At 63.8% G+C, this 18,770-nt stretch carries 17 protein-coding genes; 1 reads left to right on the top strand and 16 read right to left on the bottom strand.

Annotated elements, in window-relative coordinates; genetic code table 11:
* Window positions 1–8 precede the first annotated feature (8 nt).
* Window positions 9–854 (top strand): bifunctional methylenetetrahydrofolate dehydrogenase/methenyltetrahydrofolate cyclohydrolase FolD, encoded by an 846-nt coding sequence (gene folD / locus AC1D1Y_RS06115; protein ID WP_477681563.1) that lies wholly within the window; start codon window positions 9–11, stop codon window positions 852–854.
* 8 nt (window positions 855–862) lie between these two features.
* Here folD and AC1D1Y_RS06110 read toward each other — a convergent pair whose 3' ends face one another.
* From AC1D1Y_RS06110 to uppS, 16 genes are all read right to left on the bottom strand, one after another.
* Window positions 863–1,312 (bottom strand): DUF4149 domain-containing protein, encoded by a 450-nt coding sequence (locus tag AC1D1Y_RS06110; RefSeq protein ID WP_477681562.1) that lies wholly within the window; start codon window positions 1,310–1,312, stop codon window positions 863–865.
* A 10-nt stretch (window positions 1,313–1,322) separates the two neighbouring features.
* Window positions 1,323–1,799, bottom strand: coding sequence for a transcription elongation factor GreA (gene greA, locus AC1D1Y_RS06105; protein ID WP_477652175.1), 477 nt, complete (start codon window positions 1,797–1,799; stop codon window positions 1,323–1,325).
* 156 nt (window positions 1,800–1,955) lie between these two features.
* Window positions 1,956–5,186, bottom strand: coding sequence for a carbamoyl-phosphate synthase large subunit (carB, locus tag AC1D1Y_RS06100; protein ID WP_477681561.1), 3,231 nt, complete (start codon window positions 5,184–5,186; stop codon window positions 1,956–1,958).
* On the bottom strand, window positions 5,179–6,360 hold the full coding sequence (gene carA, locus AC1D1Y_RS06095; protein WP_436154249.1) for a glutamine-hydrolyzing carbamoyl-phosphate synthase small subunit: 1,182 nt from the start codon (window positions 6,358–6,360) through the stop codon (window positions 5,179–5,181). Before carA ends, carB begins: the two co-directional genes overlap by 8 nt.
* Window positions 6,361–6,706: 346 nt before the next feature.
* Window positions 6,707–7,513 carry a TrmH family RNA methyltransferase gene (locus AC1D1Y_RS06090; protein ID WP_477677505.1) on the bottom strand — a complete coding sequence of 269 codons (807 nt, stop codon included), beginning with the start codon at window positions 7,511–7,513 and terminating at the stop codon, window positions 6,707–6,709.
* A complete protein-coding gene (gene rnhB, locus AC1D1Y_RS06085; protein WP_436154247.1) occupies window positions 7,510–8,127 on the bottom strand; it encodes a ribonuclease HII in 618 nt (205 codons plus the stop codon). Before rnhB ends, AC1D1Y_RS06090 begins: the two co-directional genes overlap by 4 nt.
* Window positions 8,099–9,229 (bottom strand): lipid-A-disaccharide synthase, encoded by a 1,131-nt coding sequence (gene lpxB, locus AC1D1Y_RS06080; RefSeq protein WP_477681600.1) that lies wholly within the window; start codon window positions 9,227–9,229, stop codon window positions 8,099–8,101. The genes rnhB and lpxB overlap by 29 nt, the downstream gene beginning before the upstream one ends.
* Before the next feature lie 94 nt (window positions 9,230–9,323).
* A complete protein-coding gene (lpxA, locus tag AC1D1Y_RS06075; protein WP_477681560.1) occupies window positions 9,324–10,136 on the bottom strand; it encodes an acyl-ACP--UDP-N-acetylglucosamine O-acyltransferase in 813 nt (270 codons plus the stop codon).
* Between the two features lie 31 nt (window positions 10,137–10,167).
* Window positions 10,168–10,608 carry a 3-hydroxyacyl-ACP dehydratase FabZ gene (gene fabZ, locus AC1D1Y_RS06070; RefSeq protein ID WP_122956731.1) on the bottom strand — a complete coding sequence of 147 codons (441 nt, stop codon included), beginning with the start codon at window positions 10,606–10,608 and terminating at the stop codon, window positions 10,168–10,170.
* Entirely contained in the window at window positions 10,605–11,666 is a 1,062-nt protein-coding gene (gene lpxD / locus AC1D1Y_RS06065; protein ID WP_477681559.1) for a UDP-3-O-(3-hydroxymyristoyl)glucosamine N-acyltransferase, read from the bottom strand. Before lpxD ends, fabZ begins: the two co-directional genes overlap by 4 nt.
* Window positions 11,667–11,715: 49 nt before the next feature.
* Window positions 11,716–12,222 carry an OmpH/Skp family outer membrane protein gene (locus tag AC1D1Y_RS06060; protein WP_477681558.1) on the bottom strand — a complete coding sequence of 169 codons (507 nt, stop codon included), beginning with the start codon at window positions 12,220–12,222 and terminating at the stop codon, window positions 11,716–11,718.
* The gene (gene bamA, locus AC1D1Y_RS06055; RefSeq protein ID WP_477681557.1) at window positions 12,222–14,519 is read right to left on the bottom strand and encodes an outer membrane protein assembly factor BamA; all 2,298 of its coding nucleotides are present in this window, start codon (window positions 14,517–14,519) and stop codon (window positions 12,222–12,224) included. Before bamA ends, AC1D1Y_RS06060 begins: the two co-directional genes overlap by 1 nt.
* Before the next feature lie 13 nt (window positions 14,520–14,532).
* The gene (gene rseP, locus AC1D1Y_RS06050; protein WP_477681556.1) at window positions 14,533–15,963 is read right to left on the bottom strand and encodes an RIP metalloprotease RseP; all 1,431 of its coding nucleotides are present in this window, start codon (window positions 15,961–15,963) and stop codon (window positions 14,533–14,535) included.
* A 1-nt stretch (window position 15,964) separates the two neighbouring features.
* A complete protein-coding gene (ispC, locus tag AC1D1Y_RS06045) occupies window positions 15,965–17,152 on the bottom strand; it encodes a 1-deoxy-D-xylulose-5-phosphate reductoisomerase (protein ID WP_477681555.1) in 1,188 nt (395 codons plus the stop codon).
* Between the two features lie 7 nt (window positions 17,153–17,159).
* Complete coding sequence (locus AC1D1Y_RS06040) at window positions 17,160–18,020, bottom strand: phosphatidate cytidylyltransferase (RefSeq protein WP_477681554.1); 861 nt, start codon at window positions 18,018–18,020, stop codon at window positions 17,160–17,162.
* Window positions 18,020–18,760, bottom strand: coding sequence for a polyprenyl diphosphate synthase (uppS, locus tag AC1D1Y_RS06035; RefSeq protein ID WP_477681553.1), 741 nt, complete (start codon window positions 18,758–18,760; stop codon window positions 18,020–18,022). The genes AC1D1Y_RS06040 and uppS overlap by 1 nt, the downstream gene beginning before the upstream one ends.
* Between the last annotated feature and the right edge of the window lie 10 nt (window positions 18,761–18,770).

Below are 18,770 nucleotides of genomic sequence, written 5' to 3'. Positions count from 1 at the left end.
CGATTCAAATGACCGCCCAGCTGATTGACGGAAACGCCCTCTCCAAACAATTGCGCGCTGACGTCGCCCGGCGGGCCGCCGCCCTGCGCGCACGCGGCGTCACGCCCGGCCTGGCCGTGGTGCTGGTGGGCGAAAACCCGGCCAGCCAGGTCTATGTGCGCAACAAGGTCAAAGCCTGCGAAGACAACGGCCTGCATTCTGTGCTCGAAAAATACCCCGACACCCTCAGCGAAGCCGACCTGCTGGCGCGCGTGGACGCGCTCAATAATGACCCGTCCATCCACGGCATCCTGGTGCAGCTGCCGCTGCCGGCCCACATCGACGCACAGAAGGTCATCGAGGCCATCTCGCCGGCCAAGGACGTGGACGGTTTTCACGTCGCCAGCGCCGGCGCGCTCATGGTSGGCCAGCCGGGCTTCTGGCCCTGCACGCCYTACGGCTGCATGAAGATGCTGGAAAGCATCCACTACGACCTCAAGGGCAAGCAYGCGGTGGTGATWGGCCGCWGCAACATCGTSGGCAAGCCCATGGCACTGATGCTGCTGCAAAAAAATGCCACCGTCACGATTTGCCACAGCGCGACCAAAGACCTCAAGGCCATGACGCTGCAGGCCGACGTGATCGTGGCCGCCGTCGGCAAACGCAATGTGCTGACGGCCGACATGGTCAAGCCGGGCGCGGTCGTGATCGACGTGGGCATGAACCGCAACGACGAAGGCAAGCTCTGCGGCGACGTGGATTTTGAGGGCGTGAAGGAAGTCGCGGGCTACATCACGCCGGTGCCCGGCGGTGTCGGCCCCATGACCATCACCATGCTGCTGGTCAATACGCTCGAAGCCGCGGAACGCTGCTGAAGCGTTTTTCAGCCCGCCGCGGGCGGCTGATCAGCTTGTGCTGTGGGCACCAGGCGCCACAGCGCCAAGCCGGCGCACAGCCATTGCACGACATACAAGGCCGTGCCCAGCCCGTGCCAGAGCTTGAGGTTGCCGCCTTCGGCACGCGCGCTGACGATGCGCGGCGCAATGCCAAACTCCACCAGCAAGGCCAGCAGCAAGCCCGCCACCACGAATTTCATCGCGGCCTGCGCTTGCCGCGCGAGGATTGCGTCGTCCTTTTTATTGAGCACCACCAGCAGCAGCATGGCGCAGCCCGCGCTGAGCCAGGTCTGTGCGGTGAAAAGCTTGGCCGCCATGGCACCGGCCACAGCGGGCGCGCCCAGGTTGGCGAACAGCATGGGGACGACGACAAATCCCAAACCGGTCAGGCTGCCCCACCAGAGGGCGGCCACCATCACATTGAAGCGCTGCTTCATCAAATTCAATTTAGATGTACATCACCGCGATGATTTCATAGCGCTTGATGCCGCCCGGCGCCTGGACTTCGGCGGTATCGCCCTCGTCCTTGCCGATCAGGGCGCGCGCGATCGGCGAGCTGATGTTGACCCGGCCCTGCTTGATGTCGGCCTCGTCTTCGCCGACGATCTGGTAGGTCACCTTGTCGCCAGTGTCTTCGTCTTCCAGTTCGATGGTCGAGCCGAACACCACCTTGCCGCCGGCGTCCAGTTCGGACGGGTCGATGATCTGCGCGGCGGAAAGTTTGCCCTCGATTTCCTGGATGCGGCCTTCGATGAAACCCTGGCGGTCCTTGGCGGCGTCGTATTCGGCGTTTTCGCTCAGATCGCCCTGGGCGCGCGCTTCAGAAATCGAATTGATGACCCAGGGGCGGTCAACGGTCTTGAGCTGGTGCAGCTCGGCCTTGAGGCTTTCCGCGCCGCGCTTGGTGATGGGAATGGTGGCCATGTTTTTTGCTCCTGCAAAAGCGAAACCGCCACCAGTCACCTGGCGGCGGCGCTTGAATCCAAAATTTCAACGAAACAAGTTTAATGCAAATCGAGCCTGGCTCAAGCTGGGAATAGCCCTGGAAAAGCCCGGGAAAAACCCGGGCTACCCAGGCCGTCAGGCCAGCTGCGCGTGCAGCTCCTGCACGGAATACACCGGGAGGTTGTCCAGGTATTTCATGCCCTCCACSGCSGCTTCRGCRCCGGCRATGGTGGTGTAGGTCGTCACGCGGGCCAGCAGSGCCGAGGTGCGGATCTGGCGCGAATCGGYRATCGCGTTGCGSCGCTCYTCSACGGTGTTGATGACCAAGGCGATTTCGTTGTTCTTGATCATGTCCACCACGTGCGGCCGGCCTTCGGTGACCTTGTTGACCACGGTGCAGGCAATGCCCGCCGCCTGGATGGCCGCCGCCGTTCCCTTGGTCGCGACCAGCTCGAACTTCTGCGCGGCCAGCGCGCGCGCCACTTCCACGGCGCGCGGCTTGTCGTTGTTCTTGACGGTCAGGAAAACCTTGCCGGAGGTTGGCAGCTTGGTGCCCGCGCCCAGTTGGGACTTCACGAAGGCTTCGCCGAAGGTCTTGCCCACGCCCATGACTTCGCCGGTCGACTTCATCTCGGGGCCGAGAATCGTGTCCACGCCGGGGAACTTGACAAAGGGGAACACCGCTTCCTTGACGCTGAAGTAAGGCGGCGTGACTTCGTCCTTGATGCCTTGCGAAGCCAGCGACTGGCCGACCATGCAGCGCGCCGCCACCTTGGCCAGCTGGATGCCGGTGGCCTTGCTGACGAAGGGCACGGTGCGCGAGGCACGCGGGTTGACTTCCAGCACGTAGATCACGTCCTTGCCGTCAATGTTCTGGATCGCGAACTGCACGTTCATGAGGCCCACCACAGTGAGCGCCTCGGCCATGGCCGCGGTCTGGCGCTTGATCTCGGTGACGGTTTCGGCGCTCAGCGAATACGGCGGCAGCGAGCAGGCCGAGTCGCCGCTGTGCACGCCGGCCTGTTCGATGTGCTCCATCACGCCGCCGATGAAAGTGCGGCCTTCAGGGTCGCGCAGGCAGTCGACGTCGCATTCGATGGCGTCGTTCAGGAAGCGGTCCAATAGCACCGGCGAGTCATGGCTGACCTTGACGGCTTCGCGCATGTAGCGTTCGAGGTCGCGCTGTTCGTGCACGATTTCCATGGCGCGGCCGCCCAGCACATAGCTGGGGCGCACGACCAGGGGGTAGCCCAGCCCGGCGGCTTTTTCGAGTGCTTCGGGCTCGGTGCGAGCCGTGGCGTTGGGCGGCTGGCGCAGCTTGAGTTCGTGCAGCAGCTTCTGGAAGCGCTCACGGTCTTCCGCCGCGTCGATCATGTCGGGCGAGGTGCCGATGATGGGCACGCCGTTGGCTTCCAGGTCCAGTGCCAGCTTCAAAGGTGTCTGGCCGCCGTACTGGACGATCACGCCCAGCGGCTTTTCCTTGTCGACGATCTCGAGCACGTCTTCGAGCGTCAGCGGCTCGAAATACAGGCGGTCGCTGGTGTCGTAGTCGGTGGAGACGGTCTCGGGGTTGCAGTTGACCATGATGGTCTCGTAGCCGTCTTCGCGCATGGCCAGCGCCGCGTGCACGCAGCAGTAGTCAAACTCGATGCCCTGTCCGATGCGGTTGGGCCCGCCGCCCAGCACCATGATTTTTTTCTTGTCGGTGGGCGCGGCTTCGCATTCGCTGCCTTCGGCCTCGTAGGTCGAATACATGTAGGCGGTGTTGGTCGCGAACTCGGCGGCGCAGGTGTCCACGCGCTTGTAGACCGGGCGCACGCCCAGCGCGCGGCGCTTCTCGCGGATCGCCGTGTCGGTGGTCTTGAGCTGCTTGGCCAGGCGGCGGTCGGAGAAGCCTTTTTGCTTGAGCGCGCGCAGCGTGACGGCGTCGATCTTGTCGAGCGAGGTGGTTTCGAGTTCAAGCTCGATCTTGACGATCTGCTCGATCTGCACGAGGAACCAGGGATCGATCTTGGTCAGCGCGAAAACTTCGTCGACGCTCATGCCCTGGGCGAAGGCATCGCCTACGTACCAGATGCGGTCAGGGCCGGGCGCGCCGAGTTCTTTCTCGAGCACTTCGCGGTCCTGGGTCTTTTCGTTCATGCCGTCCACGCCGACTTCCAGGCCGCGCAGGGCTTTCTGGAAAGACTCCTGGAAGGTCCGGCCCATGGCCATGACCTCGCCCACGGATTTCATCTGCGTGGTCAGGCGSSAGTCGGCGGCCGGGAATTTTTCGAAYGCAAAACGYGGGATCTTGGTGACSACGTAGTCGATGCTGGGCTCGAAMSWCGCGGGGGTGGCGCCGCCCGTGATTTCGTTGCGCAACTCATCGAGCGTGTAGCCCACGGCCAACTTGGCGGCGACCTTGGCGATCGGGAAGCCCGTGGCCTTGGAAGCCAGCGCCGAGGAACGCGACACGCGCGGGTTCATCTCGATCACGACCATGCGGCCATCGACCGGATTGATGGAGAACTGCACGTTGGAGCCGCCGGTGTCCACGCCGATCTCGCGCAGCACGGCCAGGGAGGCGTTGCGCAGGATCTGGTATTCCTTGTCGGTCAGCGTCTGGGCCGGCGCCACGGTGATGGAGTCGCCGGTGTGCACGCCCATGGGATCCAGGTTTTCGATGGAGCAGACGATGATGCAGTTGTCGGCTGTGTCGCGCACGACTTCCATCTCGTACTCTTTCCAGCCGAGCAGCGATTCCTCGATCAGCAGCTCGTTGGTGGGCGAGGCTTCGAGGCCGCGCTTGCAGATGACTTCAAACTCTTCGGAGTTGTAGGCGATGCCGCCGCCGGTGCCTCCCAGTGTGAAGCTGGGGCGGATCACGGTGGGGAAGCCGACGGTCTTCTGGACGGCCCAGGCCTCATCCATGCTGTGCGCGATGCCGGAACGGGCCGAGCCCAGCCCGATCTTGGTCATCGCGTCCTTGAACTTCAGGCGGTCTTCGGCCTTGTCGATGGCCTCGGGCTTGGCGCCAATCAACTCAACCTTGTATTTGTCGAGCACGCCGTTGTGCCAGAGGTCCAGCGCGCAGTTGAGCGCGGTCTGGCCGCCCATGGTCGGCAGGATGGCGTCGGGGCGCTCCTTGGCGATGATTTTTTCGACCGTCTGCCAGGTGATGGGCTCGATGTAAGTGACGTCGGCGGTGGCCGGGTCGGTCATGATCGTGGCAGGGTTGCTGTTGATCAGGATGACCTTGTAGCCTTCTTCACGCAAGGCCTTGCAGGCCTGCACGCCGGAGTAGTCGAACTCGCAGGCCTGRCCGATGATGATGGGGCCGGCGCCGATGATGAGGACGCTCTTGATGTCTGTGCGCTTAGGCATTTTTCTTCTCCCCAGCCTGTTCCATCAGCGCGGTGAAACGGTCAAACAAGTATGAAATATCGTGCGGGCCGGGCGAGGCTTCCGGGTGGCCCTGGAAGCAGAAGGCCGGCTTGTCGGTGCGGGCCAGGCCTTGCAGCGTGCCGTCGAACAGGCTGATGTGCGTGGGCCTGAGGTTGGCGGGCAGGCTTTTCTCATCGACCGCGAAACCATGGTTCTGGCTGGTGATGCTGACGCGGCCGTTGTCCAGGTCTTTGACCGGGTGGTTTGCGCCGTGGTGGCCGAACTTCATCTTGAAGGTCTTCGCGCCGCTGGCCAGCGCCATGATCTGGTGGCCCAGGCAGATGCCGAAGGTCGGGATGCCGGTTTCGATCAGTTCGCGCACCGCGGTGATTGCGTAGTCGCAAGGCTCCGGGTCGCCAGGGCCGTTGGCCAGGAAGATGCCGTCGGGTTTGAGCTTGAGCACGTCGGCCGCGGGCGTTTGCGCCGGCACCACTGTGATGCGCGCGCCGCGCTCGGCCATCATGCGCAGGATGTTTTTCTTCACGCCGAAGTCGAAGGCCACGACATGAAATTTCGGCGTGATCTGCACGCCGTAGCCCGCGCCGAGCTTCCACTCGGTCTGCGTCCATTCGTAGGTCTGCTTGACCGAGACGACTTTGGCCAGGTCCAGGCCGGCCATGCTGGGGGCGCCGCGCGCCGCCGCGACGGCTTTCTCGATCGCCGGCTGGCTCACCGCCTCGCCCGCGGGCAAGGCCAGGATGCAGCCGTTTTGCGCGCCCTTGGTGCGCAGGTGGCGGGTCAGCTGGCGGGTGTCTATGCCGGCGATGGCGACGGTGTTTTCCTTGACCAGGTACTCGGACAAGGTCATGGTCATGCGGAAGTTCGAGGCCAGCAGCGGCAGGTCCTTGATGATCAGGCCGGCGGCATGGACTTTTTCAGCTTCGACGTCTTCGGCATTGATGCCGTAGTTGCCGATATGCGGGTACGTGAGGGTGACGATCTGCTGGCAGTAGCTGGGATCCGTGAGGATTTCCTGGTAGCCGGTCATCGCGGTGTTGAACACCACTTCGCCGACCGTGGAGCCCGCGGCCCCAATCGAATTGCCGATAAAGACCGTGCCGTCTGCGAGCGCCAGGATGGCGTGAGGGGTGTTTCCCTGTAGAGACAAAAGCACTGGGTTCTCCGGGTTGGTTACGGTTCGCCCAAGCGTGCACAAGAAACGTCTCGGTCAAGACTCTTGCAGGCTGCTTTTGTGAGGGTGGTGGCTTTGTATGCGCTCGGGCGAAGCTGTGTTTTGAAAAGCCCTTGATTATAGCCTGAACACTGGCCCCCACGGTCGCTCACTGCGTGTAGCTCCCTGCCCCCCGAGGGGGCCGCCCGCCTGCGGCCCGGCAAAGCCGGTTCCGCGGCTCATGCTGATGAAGGCCCCCACAGTCGCTCACTGCGTGTAGCTCCTTGCCCCCCGAGGGGGCCGCTGCGCCTGCGGCCTGGCAAAGCCAGTTCCGCGGCCCCGGCTGGAATTAAGAGCTCTTCACCAACGAGCTGGCATAGAGGCAAATCGCGGCGGCGGCGGCGACGTTGAGCGACTCCTCGCCGCCGGGCTGGTCTATGCGGACTTTGAGGGCTGCCCTGGCCATCAGGTCGTCGCCTACGCCCTGCCCTTCGTGACCCATGGCCCAGGCGCAGGGCATGGGCAGCTTTTGCTGGTGCAAAAAGTCGCCGTGGTGCGAGCTGGTGACGACGATGGGAACCGTCAACGCGGCCAGCGCCTCGGACTCCAGGCCTTCCACCAGTTGCAGGGCAAAGTGGGCGCCCATGCCGGCGCGCAAGACCTTGGGCGACCAGAGCGCCGCCGTGCCTTTGAGGGCGATGACCTGGCCGAAACCAAAGGCCGCGGCGCTGCGCAGGATGGAGCCGACGTTGCCGGCGTCCTGCACCCTGTCCAGGATCACCGAGGCCGCAGCAGGCTGCAGGCCGGTGGCGGCCGGCAAATCGAGCACAAAGCCCATGCGCGCGGGCGACTCCAGGCCGCTGATCTCGGGCAGCAAGGCGTCGGGGATGACGATGCTTTTGGGCGCAGCACGCGTCCATTCCGCGGGGGCGACCGGCCAATAGGATTCCGAAAAAACAGCCAGGGCAGGTTTGAGCCCCCGCGCCAGCGCCGCGCGGCACAGGTGATCGCCTTCCAGCCAGACGCGGCCCTGCTTGCGGTAGGCCGTGCTGTCCTGGGACAGCCTGCGCAAATCCTTGATCAGCGGGTTGTCGCGCGAGGTGACGTGGGTGACTTCGGCGGCAGGCCCGGAAGAGGAAGAAGAACCCTGGCTCACCGAAGGACCTCGGCCACCGGCGCGAAGGACCTGCGGTGCTGCGGGCAGGCGCCGTGCTCGCGCAGCGCGGCCAGGTGCTCGGCCGTGCCGTAGCCTTTGTGGTCGGCAAAGCCGTATTGGGGATATTCCAGGTGGAACTCGGCGCACCATCGGTCGCGGTGCACCTTGGCCAGGATGGAGGCCGCCGAGATGGCGGGCACCAGTGCGTCGCCGCCCACAATGGCTTCCGAAAGGATCACCAGCGTGGGCAGGCGGTTGCCGTCGACCAGCACCTTGTTGGGCTTGAGACGCAGGCCCTCCACCGCGCGCTTCATGGCCAGCATGGTGGCCTGCAGGATGTTGAGGCTGTCAATCTCTTCGACACTGGCCTGCGCAATCGAGCAGCACAGGGCCTTGGCACGGATTTCGTCGTAGAGCTTTTCGCGGCGCAGGGCCGTGAGCTTCTTGGAGTCGGCCAGTCCTTGGATCGGGTTCAATTCGTCAAGGATGACGGCGGCGGCCACCACCGGGCCCATCAAGGGGCCGCGCCCTGCCTCGTCAACGCCGGCCACCAGCCCGGGAATGTCCCAGGACAGCGCGGTTTGCTCAGCTTTCAAGAATTTGCTGGATCGCATCGGTCGCTAATGTTGAAGTATCCCGCCGCAGTTCGGTATGCAGCGCGGCGAATCGTTGTTCCACAGCCGCTATTTTGTCAGGTGCCGAGGATTTTGCCTCCACCCATTGCAGGACCGCCCCGGCCAGCGCCTCGGGCGTGGCCTGGTCCTGCAGCAGCTCGGGCACGACAAAGTCGCGGCACAGGATGTTGGGCAGGCCCACCCAGGGCTGCAGCTTTTTGCGCCGCATGATCTGCCAGGACAGCCAGTTCATGTTGTAGGCGATCACCATGGGCCGCTTGTACAGCGCGGCTTCCAGGGTGGCGGTACCGCTGGCGATCAGGGTGACATCACACGCGGCCAGGGCGGCGTGCGACTGGCCCTCAAGGATTTGCAGATGGGCCCGCATGCCAGTTTCGTCGGCGATGTGTTCGATCGTGGCTTTCAGGGCCGGGATGGCGGGCACGACGAACTGGATTGCGGGCTGCGACCTACGGATCAGGGCCGCAGCAGCGAAAAACCGCTGCGCCAGGTACTGGATTTCCGACTTCCGGCTGCCCGGCAGGATAGCGACCACGGTGCTGTCGTCCCGCAGCCCCAGCGCGCGCCGTGCGGCGGCGCGGTCGGGCTGCAGCGGAATGACACTGGCCAGCGGATGCCCGACATAGGTCGCGGCAATGCCGTGGGCGGCCAGCAAGGCCGGCTCGAACGGAAAAATGCACAGCACGTGGTCCACGCTGCGCCGTATTTTTTCAACGCGGTCGGCGCGCCAGGCCCAGATCGACGGACTGACAAAGTGCACGGTCTTGATGCCCTGCCCTTTCAAGGCGGCCTCGAGGTCCAGGTTGAAGTCGGGCGCATCCACGCCGACGAAAACATCGGGGCGCTGCGCCAGCAGGCGTTGTTTGAGTTGTTCGCGGATGCCGACGATCTCGCGGTAGTGGCGCAGCACCTCAACGTAGCCGCGCACGGCGAGCTTCTCGCTGGGCCACCAGGGCTCAAAACCGCGTTTGACCATCTGCGGGCCGCCTATGCCGCTGGAGGTCAAGGCCGGCCAGCGGGCCTTGAGGCCGTCGAGCAGCAAACCCGCCAGCAGGTCGCCGGAGGTTTCCCCCGCGACCATGGCCACCTTGGGTGCGCGGCCGGCCGGCAGTGTTGCGGCGAGGCCGCCAGCCTCTCCACGGGCTGGCAGAGGGCTGGTCTCGAGAGACATGGCCTTACCGGACGATGCCGCGTTGCGGCGAGGTTTGCGCCAGGAAGGAGAGCATCATCTCCACGTCGGGCGCCGATTCCGGGTGTTTCGCGGTCAGTTCGGCAATGCGCGCGCGGGCCTGGTCGAGCGTGAGGTCGTCGCGGTACAGCGCCTTGTGCATGGCCTTGATGGCGGAAATACGATCGGGTGAAAAACCCCGACGCCGCAGCCCTTCGAAGTTCATGGACCGCGCCTCGGCCGGCTGGCCCTGTGCCATGACAAAAGGCGGCAAATCGGCGAACAGCAGCGAGCACATGGCGGTAAAGCTGTGGGCGCCGATTTTCACGAACTGGTGCGCGACGGTAAAACCGCCCAGGATCACCCAGTCGCCCACGTGCACATGCCCGCCCAGCTGGGTGTTGTTGGCAAAAATCGTGTTGTTGCCCACGACGCAGTCATGCGCCAGGTGCACATAGGCCATGAGCCAGTTGTCGTCGCCCACGCGCGTCACGCCCGTGTCGCCGGGCGAGCCGATGTTGAAGGTGCAGAACTCGCGAATGGTGTTGCGGTCGCCGATGACCAGCTCGCAAGGCTCACCCGCGTACTTTTTGTCCTGCGGGATGGCACCCAGCGAATTGAACTGGAAGATCCGGTTGTCGCGGCCTATGGTGGTGTGGCCTTCGATCACGCAGTGCGCGCCTATGGTCGTGCCCGCGCCGACTTTCACGTGGGGGCCGACGACGGTGTAGGGCCCGACGCTCACCGATTCGTGGAGTTGGGCTTGCGGGTCCACAAGGGCCGTGGCATGGACGCCCGGCGCGTTAGGGGATGCTGTCATGTCGCGCTCGCCTGGATGGTTGCGGCCCGGGTCACGCTATGGTGCGCATGGTGCACATCAGTTCGGCCTCGCAGGCAATGGTGTCGCCGACACGGGTCACGCCCTTGAATTTGAAAATGCCGGCCTTCATGCGGTCCAGCGTGACATCCATGATCAGCTGGTCGCCGGGCTCGACCGGCCGCTTGAAGCGCGCGCCGTCTATGCCGGCGAAGTAATAAACCGTCTTGTCGTCGGGCGTCACGCCCAATGTTTCAAAGGCCAGCAAGGCGGCGGCCTGCGCCATGGCTTCAAGCATCAGCACGCCGGGCATGACCGGGTGGTGAGGGAAGTGCCCCATGAAGAAAGGCTCGTTGATCGTGACGTTCTTGAGCGCCTTGATGCTTTTGCCTTTTTCGATTTCGAGTACGCGGTCCACCAGCAGGATGGGATAGCGATGCGGAAGCTGCTTGAGAATTTGGTGGATATCCATCATGATTTTTCTTCAATGTGTCCTGAGTTCAGAATGGCTTTTTCAGCCAGCCGCAGGCGCTCGCGCAGCGTGTGGAGCTGTTTGAGCGTGGCGGCATTTTTTTCCCAGACGGCATTGTCGTCGATGGGGAAGAGCCCGGTGTAATTTCCGGGCTTGAGGATGGACCGTGTCACGACGGATGCCGCGGAGACATGCACGTGGTCGGCCAGGCTCAGGTGGCCCAGCACGATGGCGCCGCCGCCCACAGTGCAGTGGGCGCCTATGGTGGCGCTGCCCGCGACGCCGGCGCAACCGGCCATGGCGGTGTGCTTGCCCACMCGCACGTTGTGGCCRATCTGGAYCAGGTTGTCSAGYTTSACACCGTCTTCGAGCACCGTGTCCTGCAAGGCGCCGCGGTCTATGCAGGTATTGGCGCCTATCTCCACGTCGTCGCCGATCAGCACACCGCCCAGTTGCTCGATCTTGATCCACTGCCCCTGGTGCAGCGCAAACCCGAAGCCGTCGGCACCTATCACCGCGCCCGGATGCACGATGCAGCGCGCGCCTATGCGGCAGCCGTCCGCCACGGTGACGCGTGCCGACAGGCGGGTATCCGCCCCGAGCTGGGCATGCCGCCCGACGACGCAGTGTTCGGCAATGCGAGCACCCGCACCGATGACGGCGCCCTCCCCTATGCAGGCGAAAGCCCCCACCGACACGCCGCGCGCCAGCGTGGCCGTGGGATCGATAAAGGCGCTGGGGTGAATCTGCGGCGCGGACGGCGGGGAATGCTGCTGCTTCCAGAGCTGGGTCACCAGCGCGAAGGCGTGGTAGGGGTCGTCGACCACGATGCAGGCACCCCGGCTGATGGCGGCCTGCCGCGCGGCGGGCGCCACGATGACACAGGCCGCGGCCGACTGCGCAAGCTTGGCGAGGTATTTGGGATGGCTGAGAAAGCTCAGGTCCTTGGGGCCGGCGGCCTCCAGGGTGGAGAGCCGCTCAATCTGCAGGCCGGGATCGCCGATCAATTCGGCATTGACGCCGGCGAGGAACTGGACAATATCGGCAAGACGGAGTGTCACACTGCGCCTGCCGTTTTGGCGATGGTGATCGTGGTGAACACCCCCGCGATCAACGGGCGGCGTTCAGCGCCTTGATCACTTTGTCGGTGATGTCGTGTTTCGGGTTGACGTACACCGACTCCTGAAGGATCAGGTCATATTTTTCGGTTTCAGCCAGGGTTTTCACGACCTTGTTGGCGCGCTCAATCACTTGCTGCAGTTCTTCGTTCTTGCGGGTGTTCAGGTCTTCCTGGAATTCGCGGCGCTTGCGCTGGAAATCCCGGTCCTGGTCCACCAGCTGCTTTTGCCGCGTGTTGCGCTGGCTTTCGGCCAAGGTGGGCGCCTCGCGCTCGAACTTGTCGGACAGCGTCTTGAGCTGCGTTGCGAGGTCGTTCAGCTCTTTCTCACGCTTGCTGAATTCCTGCTCGAGCTTGGTCTGGGCGGCTTTGGCGGAATTGGCTTCGCGGAAAATCCGGTCCAGATTGACGACACCGACCTTGAACTCCTGTGCGCTTGCGGAAAAACCCGCCAACGCGACAACAAGGCCGAGGAAAAATTTGTTTGAAAGATGCTTCATTAGAAAGATGTACCGATTTGGAATTGCAACCGCTCTATTCTATCGCCTGGCTTTTTACGCAGCGGTGTCGCAATGGCGATGCGCAAAGGCCCCAATGGGGAAATCCAGCTGATGCCGATACCGGTGGAGATACGCAGGTCATTCAGCTTATATTGTTCCTGTTCCCCGAACACGTTGCCGGCATCGACAAAACCGTACAAACGCAAGGTTCTGTCATTGCCCGCACCCGGAAACGGCGCGATCACTTCGGCATTCAGGGTCAGTTTTTTCGGTCCGCCAATGGCCAGGTCTGAGGCATCGCGCGGGCCCAGCGAGCCTTGCTCGAAGCCGCGCACCGACCCGAGGCCGCCCGAGTAGTAGTTCTTGAACAGCGGATACGGCTGGCCGTTCAGGCCCTTGCCCCAGCCAAATTCGCCGTTCAGCGCGACGGTGAACTGCTTGTTCAGCGGAATGTACTGCTGGATCTGGTAATTGGCGCGCACGAACTTGATGTCGCCCGCGACACCCCAGTCGCCGTAGACACGCTGGTAGCGGCCGGTGGTCGGAACCAGGGAGCTGTCCCGGCTGTCGCGCGACCATCCCACCGTCAAGGGGATCGAATTGCTTTTGTAACCAAACTGATTGGCGTAGGTCTGATAGCTGGCCGGCAGGTTGGTGCCGGGAACAATGGTCAATTGCTCGTAGCCGCTGCCGAAATAGACGGTGTCGTTCTCGGTGAACGGCACGCCGAAGCGGATGCTGGCGCCGCGGGTTTTCAGGCTGTAATCACCGCCCTGGCCGGAAAGCGGTTTTGAGGTGCGGTCGTACACGTCGATGGTGCGAGAAATGCCGTCGGCCGTGAAATAAGGATCGATGGTGCTCAGCACCAGCTGGCGGTTGGACTTGCTGGTGTTGACTTCAACCCCCAGGTAGTTGCCCGAACCGAACACGTTTTCCTGCTTGATGCCGAACAGCAGGGACACGCTGTCCGCGCTGGAGTAACCCGCGCCGAGCTGGAGGTTGCCGGTGGGCTTTTCCACCACGGTCATGGTCACATCGACCTGGTCGCTGGTGCCGGGCACCTCTTGGGTGTCGACGTTCACTTCGTTGAAGTATCCCAGGCGGTCCACGCGGTCGCGCGAAAGGCGGATCTTGTCGCCGTCGTACCAGGACGACTCGAACTGGCGGAACTCGCGGCGCACGACTTCGTCGCGCGTGCGGTTGTTGCCGGCCACGTTCACGCGCCGCACATAAGCGCGGCGAGACGGATCCGCCTGGATCACAAAGGCCACGCGGTTGTTGCTGCGGTCGATCTCGGGCACTGCCTCGACGCGCGCAAACGCGAATCCGAAAGTGCCGAAGTAGTCGGTGAAGGCCTTGGTGGTTTCCGCCACCTGGTCGGCGTTGTAGGGCTCGCCGGGTTCAATCTTCACCAGGGTCTTGAACTCTTCTTCCTTGTTGAGGTAGTTGCCTTCCAGCTTGACGCCCGACACCACAAAGCGCTCGCCTTCGCTCACATTGACGGTGATGGCGATGCTTTGCTTGTCCGGGGAAATCGCGACCTGGGTCGATTCGACTTTGAACTCCAGGTAGCCGCGCGACAGGTAGTAGGAACGCAGCGTCTCGATGTCGGCGTTGAGCTTGGTGCGCGAGTAGCGGTCGGACTTGGTGTACCAGCTGAGCCAGCCCCCGGTGTCCAGGTCGAAAAGGCCCAGCAGCGTGGATTCGCTGAACGCCTTGTTGCCCGTGACGTGGATTTCCTTGATCTTGGCCACGTCGCCCTCGACGACGCTGAACGTTAGGTTGACGCGGTTGCGTTCAATCGGCGTGACGGTGGTGATGACCTCGACGCCGTACAGGCTTTTGTTAATGTATTGACGCTTGAGTTCCTGCTCGGCCTTGTCGGCAAGCGCTTTGTCAAAAGGCTGGCCGTCGGCGATGCCGGCTTCACGAAGAGCCTTCTTCAGCACGTCCTTGTCGAATTCCTTGGTGCCGACGAAATCCACGTCGGCCACGGTGGGGCGCTCTTCAACGATCACCACCAGCACGTCACCGTTGACCTCCAGCCTCACGTCCTTGAACAGCCCCAGGCCGAACAGTGCGCGGATGGCGGTCGAACCCTTGTCGTCGTTGTAGGTCTCGCCGACACGAAAGGGAAGCGACGCGAAAATGGTCCCGGGCTCCACGCGCTGCAAACCTTCAACCCGAATGTCACGCACCGTGAAAGGGTCCACCGCCCAGGCGGTGCTGGCTGCAAAAAGACCGGCGGCGATGGCGCAGACTGCGCGAACTTTGAAGCGATTTACTTGTTTTTGCATGAAATGTATGGAATTAGCCCAAGAGCCGGGTGACATCGTTAAACAGGGCAACGCACATCATGCCCAGCAGGATCACAACGCCACCGCGCTGCAACCGGTCCATCCAGGCGTCAGACACGCCTCGGCCAGTGATCCCCTCCCAAAGATAATACATCAGGTGCCCCCCATCCAGAACCGGCAGCGGGAGTAAATTCAGGACGCCCAGGCTCACGCTGACCAGGGCCAGGAAGGTCAGGTAATAGCTCAATCCCAGGCTGGCCGATTTGCCCGCATAGTCGGCAATCGTGAGCGGCCCGCTGAGATTTTTGAGGGAAGCCTGGCCCGTCAGTATTTTTCCCATCAGGCGCAACGTGAGCGTGGACACCTGCCAGGTGCGGACGGCGCCCTGCCACAAACCATCGACAAAGCCGTAGCGAACCGTTACGAGCTCCGCGGGCGCGCCCACATAGGCGTCAATCCGGGGCACCATGGTTCCGTTGACGGGTTTTAGCTCAGGGGTGACCTGCAGTGACAGGGACTGGCCGGCGCGCATGAGCTGCCAGCTTTGCGGCGCGGCGGCCGAGGTGCGTATGAGTTCGCGCAAATGCGGCCCGTCCATGACGGCGGTGCCGCCGACGCGTAGCACCACGTCGCCGGCACGCAGGCCGGATTTTTCGGCAGCGCCGCCGGCCATGACGTCGCCAATCTCCGGACGGGTCCACGGCCCCAGGATGCCGATCCTGCGGAACAACTGGGCGTCGGCCTCGGGAGCTCCCAGCGTGCTGAGCGGCAACAGCACTGTCCGGCCCGCGCTTGCGCCCTCACCGCCCAGTACCAGCGTGAGGTCATGGCCGTCCAGGGCGCCCTGGGTCAGGCGCCAGCGCAGATCTTCAAAGGAGCGGACGTCCTGGAGTTCATCACCGTCAAAGGCGGCCTGCACCACCAATTCCTGGCCGCGCAGGCCGGCTTTTTCCGCGAGCGAGCCGGCCACGGGGGTGGCCAGGACGGCTTTGGGCTCCTGCAGGCCGCTCCAGTTGAGGATGGCGTAGAGCAACACGGCCAGCAGCAGGTTGGCAATCGGGCCGGCGGCGACGATCGCGAAGCGCGAGCGCAGCGGCTTGTGACGAAAGGCCCAGGCTTCATCCGCCGGACTCAGCTTTGTCTTGGGGTCTTGCCCGAACATCTCGACATAGCCGCCGATGGGGAACAGGCCGATCGCGAATTCAGTGTCCTGACCGGGGTGCTGGTTCTTCGGCTTCCAGCGCCAGACCGGCTTGCTGATGGCGTGAAAGAAGCGGGCCATGCGCGTAGGCGTGTAGCCGGGCTCGGGCTCGGCAATCGGCAGCGTGGCTATGCCAAAGCGCATCACCCGCACGCCACAGGCGACAGCCACGCGGTAGTGGCCGTACTCGTGCACGGCAATCAGGATGCCCAGCGTCACGATGAAAGAAATCAGGGTCAACATGTCAAAGCTCCAGTTGTCCGGCAATTTGAAGGGCAAGGCGGCGAGCCTGCCCATCCAGACCGAGCAGGCCTTCAACATCACTCACCTCTGAGGGCGCCAGCGCCTCCAAAGTTGCGTGATTTACATGGTGGATATGGTCAAAACGGATGCGTTTTTCAAGAAAGGCGGCAACTGCCACCTCGTTGGCGGCATTGAGCACGGCGGTGCTGCCGACGGGCCCGTTGAGCACCTCCCAGGCCAGCGGCAAGCCGGGAAAGCGTTCATCGTCCGGGACTTCRAAAGTCATGGTGGCCAGCGACCTGAAATCCAGGGCCTTGGCTCCGGACACCACCCGGTCCGGCCAAGCCAGGCCGTAGGCGATGGGAACGCGCATGTCGGGAGTTCCGAGCTGCGCCACCACCGAGGTGTCGCGGTACTGCACCATGGAATGGATGATGCTCTGGGGGTGGATCACCACCTCGATCTGTTCCGGCGTCAGGCCGAACAGGTATTTGGCCTCGATGACCTCCAGGGCCTTGTTCATCATGGTGGCCGAGTCGACCGATATCTTGCGGCCCATCACCCAGTTCGGATGGGCGCAGGCCTCATCGGGCGTGACGTGGCGCAGGCTGGCGGCATCGCGGGTGCGGAAAGGCCCGCCGGAGGCGGTCAGGATGATTTTTTCAACCCGGTCGCCCCAGGTCGCGGCATCCTCGGGCAGGGACTGGAAGATGGCCGAGTGTTCGCTGTCTATGGGCAGCAGCTTGGCACCGCCGGCGCGCACCGCCTGCATGAAGACCTCGCCGCCCACCACCAACGCTTCCTTGTTGGCCAGCAGCAGGCGCTTGCCCGCGCGGGCCGCCGCCATGCAGGGCGCAAGGCCGGCCGCGCCCACAATGGCCGCCATGACGGTGTCCACCGACTCATGCGAAGCGATCATTTCGAGCGCATCGGGCGCCCATAGCACCTGCACGGGGAGCTGGTGGGCCTTGACCTTGTCGGCCAGTGCGCGGGCGTGCGGCTCGCTCGCCATCACGGCGTACTGCGGCTTGAACTGGACGCATTGCGCCAGCATCAGGTCGGTCTGGGTCGCCGCGCTAAGCGCGAACACTTCAAAACGGTCGGGATGGCGCGCAATCACGTCCAGCGTGTTGACGCCTATGGACCCCGTGGAGCCCAGAACGGTGATGCGCTGCTTGCTGAAGGGCATACAGGGCTTAAAGGGAGACCAGCATCATCGCCAGGGGCAGCGTGGGCAGCAGCGCATCGACACGGTCCAGCACCCCGCCATGGCCGGGCAACAGGCCGCTGGAGTCCTTGACGCCCGCGCTGCGTTTGATCAGGGACTCGACCAGGTCGCCCACCACACTCATGGCCGCCAGGAAAATGACGGCCAGAAGCATGACCAGCAGGCCGTGGTTCGCCACCAGCCGGCTGTAAAGCGTTGCCTCCCCCCAGAAACCTGTGCCGCCGGCGGCGGCGCCCGCATAGACCCAGGCGAGCGACAGCGCGACCACACCGGCCATGCCGCCCCAGACGCCCTCCCAGCTCTTGCCCGGGCTGATCGAAGGCGCCAGCTTGCCCTTGCTGAAGCGGCCGCCAAAGGTGCGGCCCGCGAAGTAGGCAAAGATATCCGCCACCCAAACCAGCAGCAGCACGGACAACAGGAAATTGATACCAGCGACGCGCGCCTGGGCCACAGCCAGCCAGGCCAGCCACAGTGCGACCAGGCCCGCGACCAGGCGCAGCGCCTTCGGAATGCGCGGCCAGCCGGCAACGCCATTGCGCAGCAGCCAGCCGCCGGCCAGTACCCACACAGCGCCGGCAGCGGCCCACAGCATGGGCAAAGGTTTTTCCAGCAGGCCGCCGTACCAGGACAGCGCGCAGGCCGCCACGCACGCAAAGCCCAGGCCCATGGAAACGCCCTGCCCATAGCCGTTGAGGCGGCCCCACTCCCAGGCCCCCGCCGCGATCAGCAGCAGCGCCACGGCGCAAAATGGCTGGGGCGTTTTGTAAAAAAGTGCGGGCAGCAAAATCGCCAGCAGGACAATCGCCGTGATCACACGCTGTTTAAGCATCAAGCCGCCTTTGCATTGTCGTTGTTGACCTGGCCGCTGACCTGCGCGGAGGTCTGGCCAAAACGCCGTTCGCGGGTGCGAAAAACGGCAATCGCTTCGTCCAGCGCGGCCTCGTCGAATTCGGGCCACAGCTTGTCGGAAAAATGCAGCTCCGAATAGGCGGCCTGCCACAGCAGGAAGTTGCTGATGCGCAGTTCACCACCGGTGCGGATCAGCAGATCCGGGTCGGGCACATGCGCCATCGCCATGGCCCGGTCCAGCGACAGCTCGGTAATGGCCTCGCCGCGGCTGGCCAGCTTTTGCGCGGCCTGGGCGATATCCCAGCGCCCGCCGTAGTTGAAACACACATTGAAGACCAGCCGGCTGTTGGCCGAGGTGTCGCGCTCAGCCTTGGCCAGCCCGGCCTGCACCTTGTCGGACAGGCGCTGTCGGTCACCCACGAAGTGCAATTGCACGCCGTTCTCGTTCAGGCTGGGCACTTCCTTGGCCAGCGACAGGGCCAGCAGCTCCATCAGGCCGGACACCTCTTCGGACGGGCGATTCCAGTTTTCCGAGGAGAACGCAAATACCGTGAGCACGCCGATGCCGCGCTCCAGGCAGGCGCGCACACAGCGGCTCAGCGAATCGACGCCCTGCTTGTGGCCCGCGATGCGGGGCAGAAACCGTTTGGTCGCCCAGCGGCCATTGCCGTCCATGACGATGGCAATGTGGCGCGGGACCGGGTTAGTGCTGGTGGCCATGGACGATTCA

The sequence above is a fragment of the Polaromonas sp. P1_G1 genome (genome assembly GCF_056405595.1).
The sequence above is the reverse complement of the archived record's forward strand: the minus strand, read 5'-3'. Positions and strand labels throughout refer to the sequence as shown.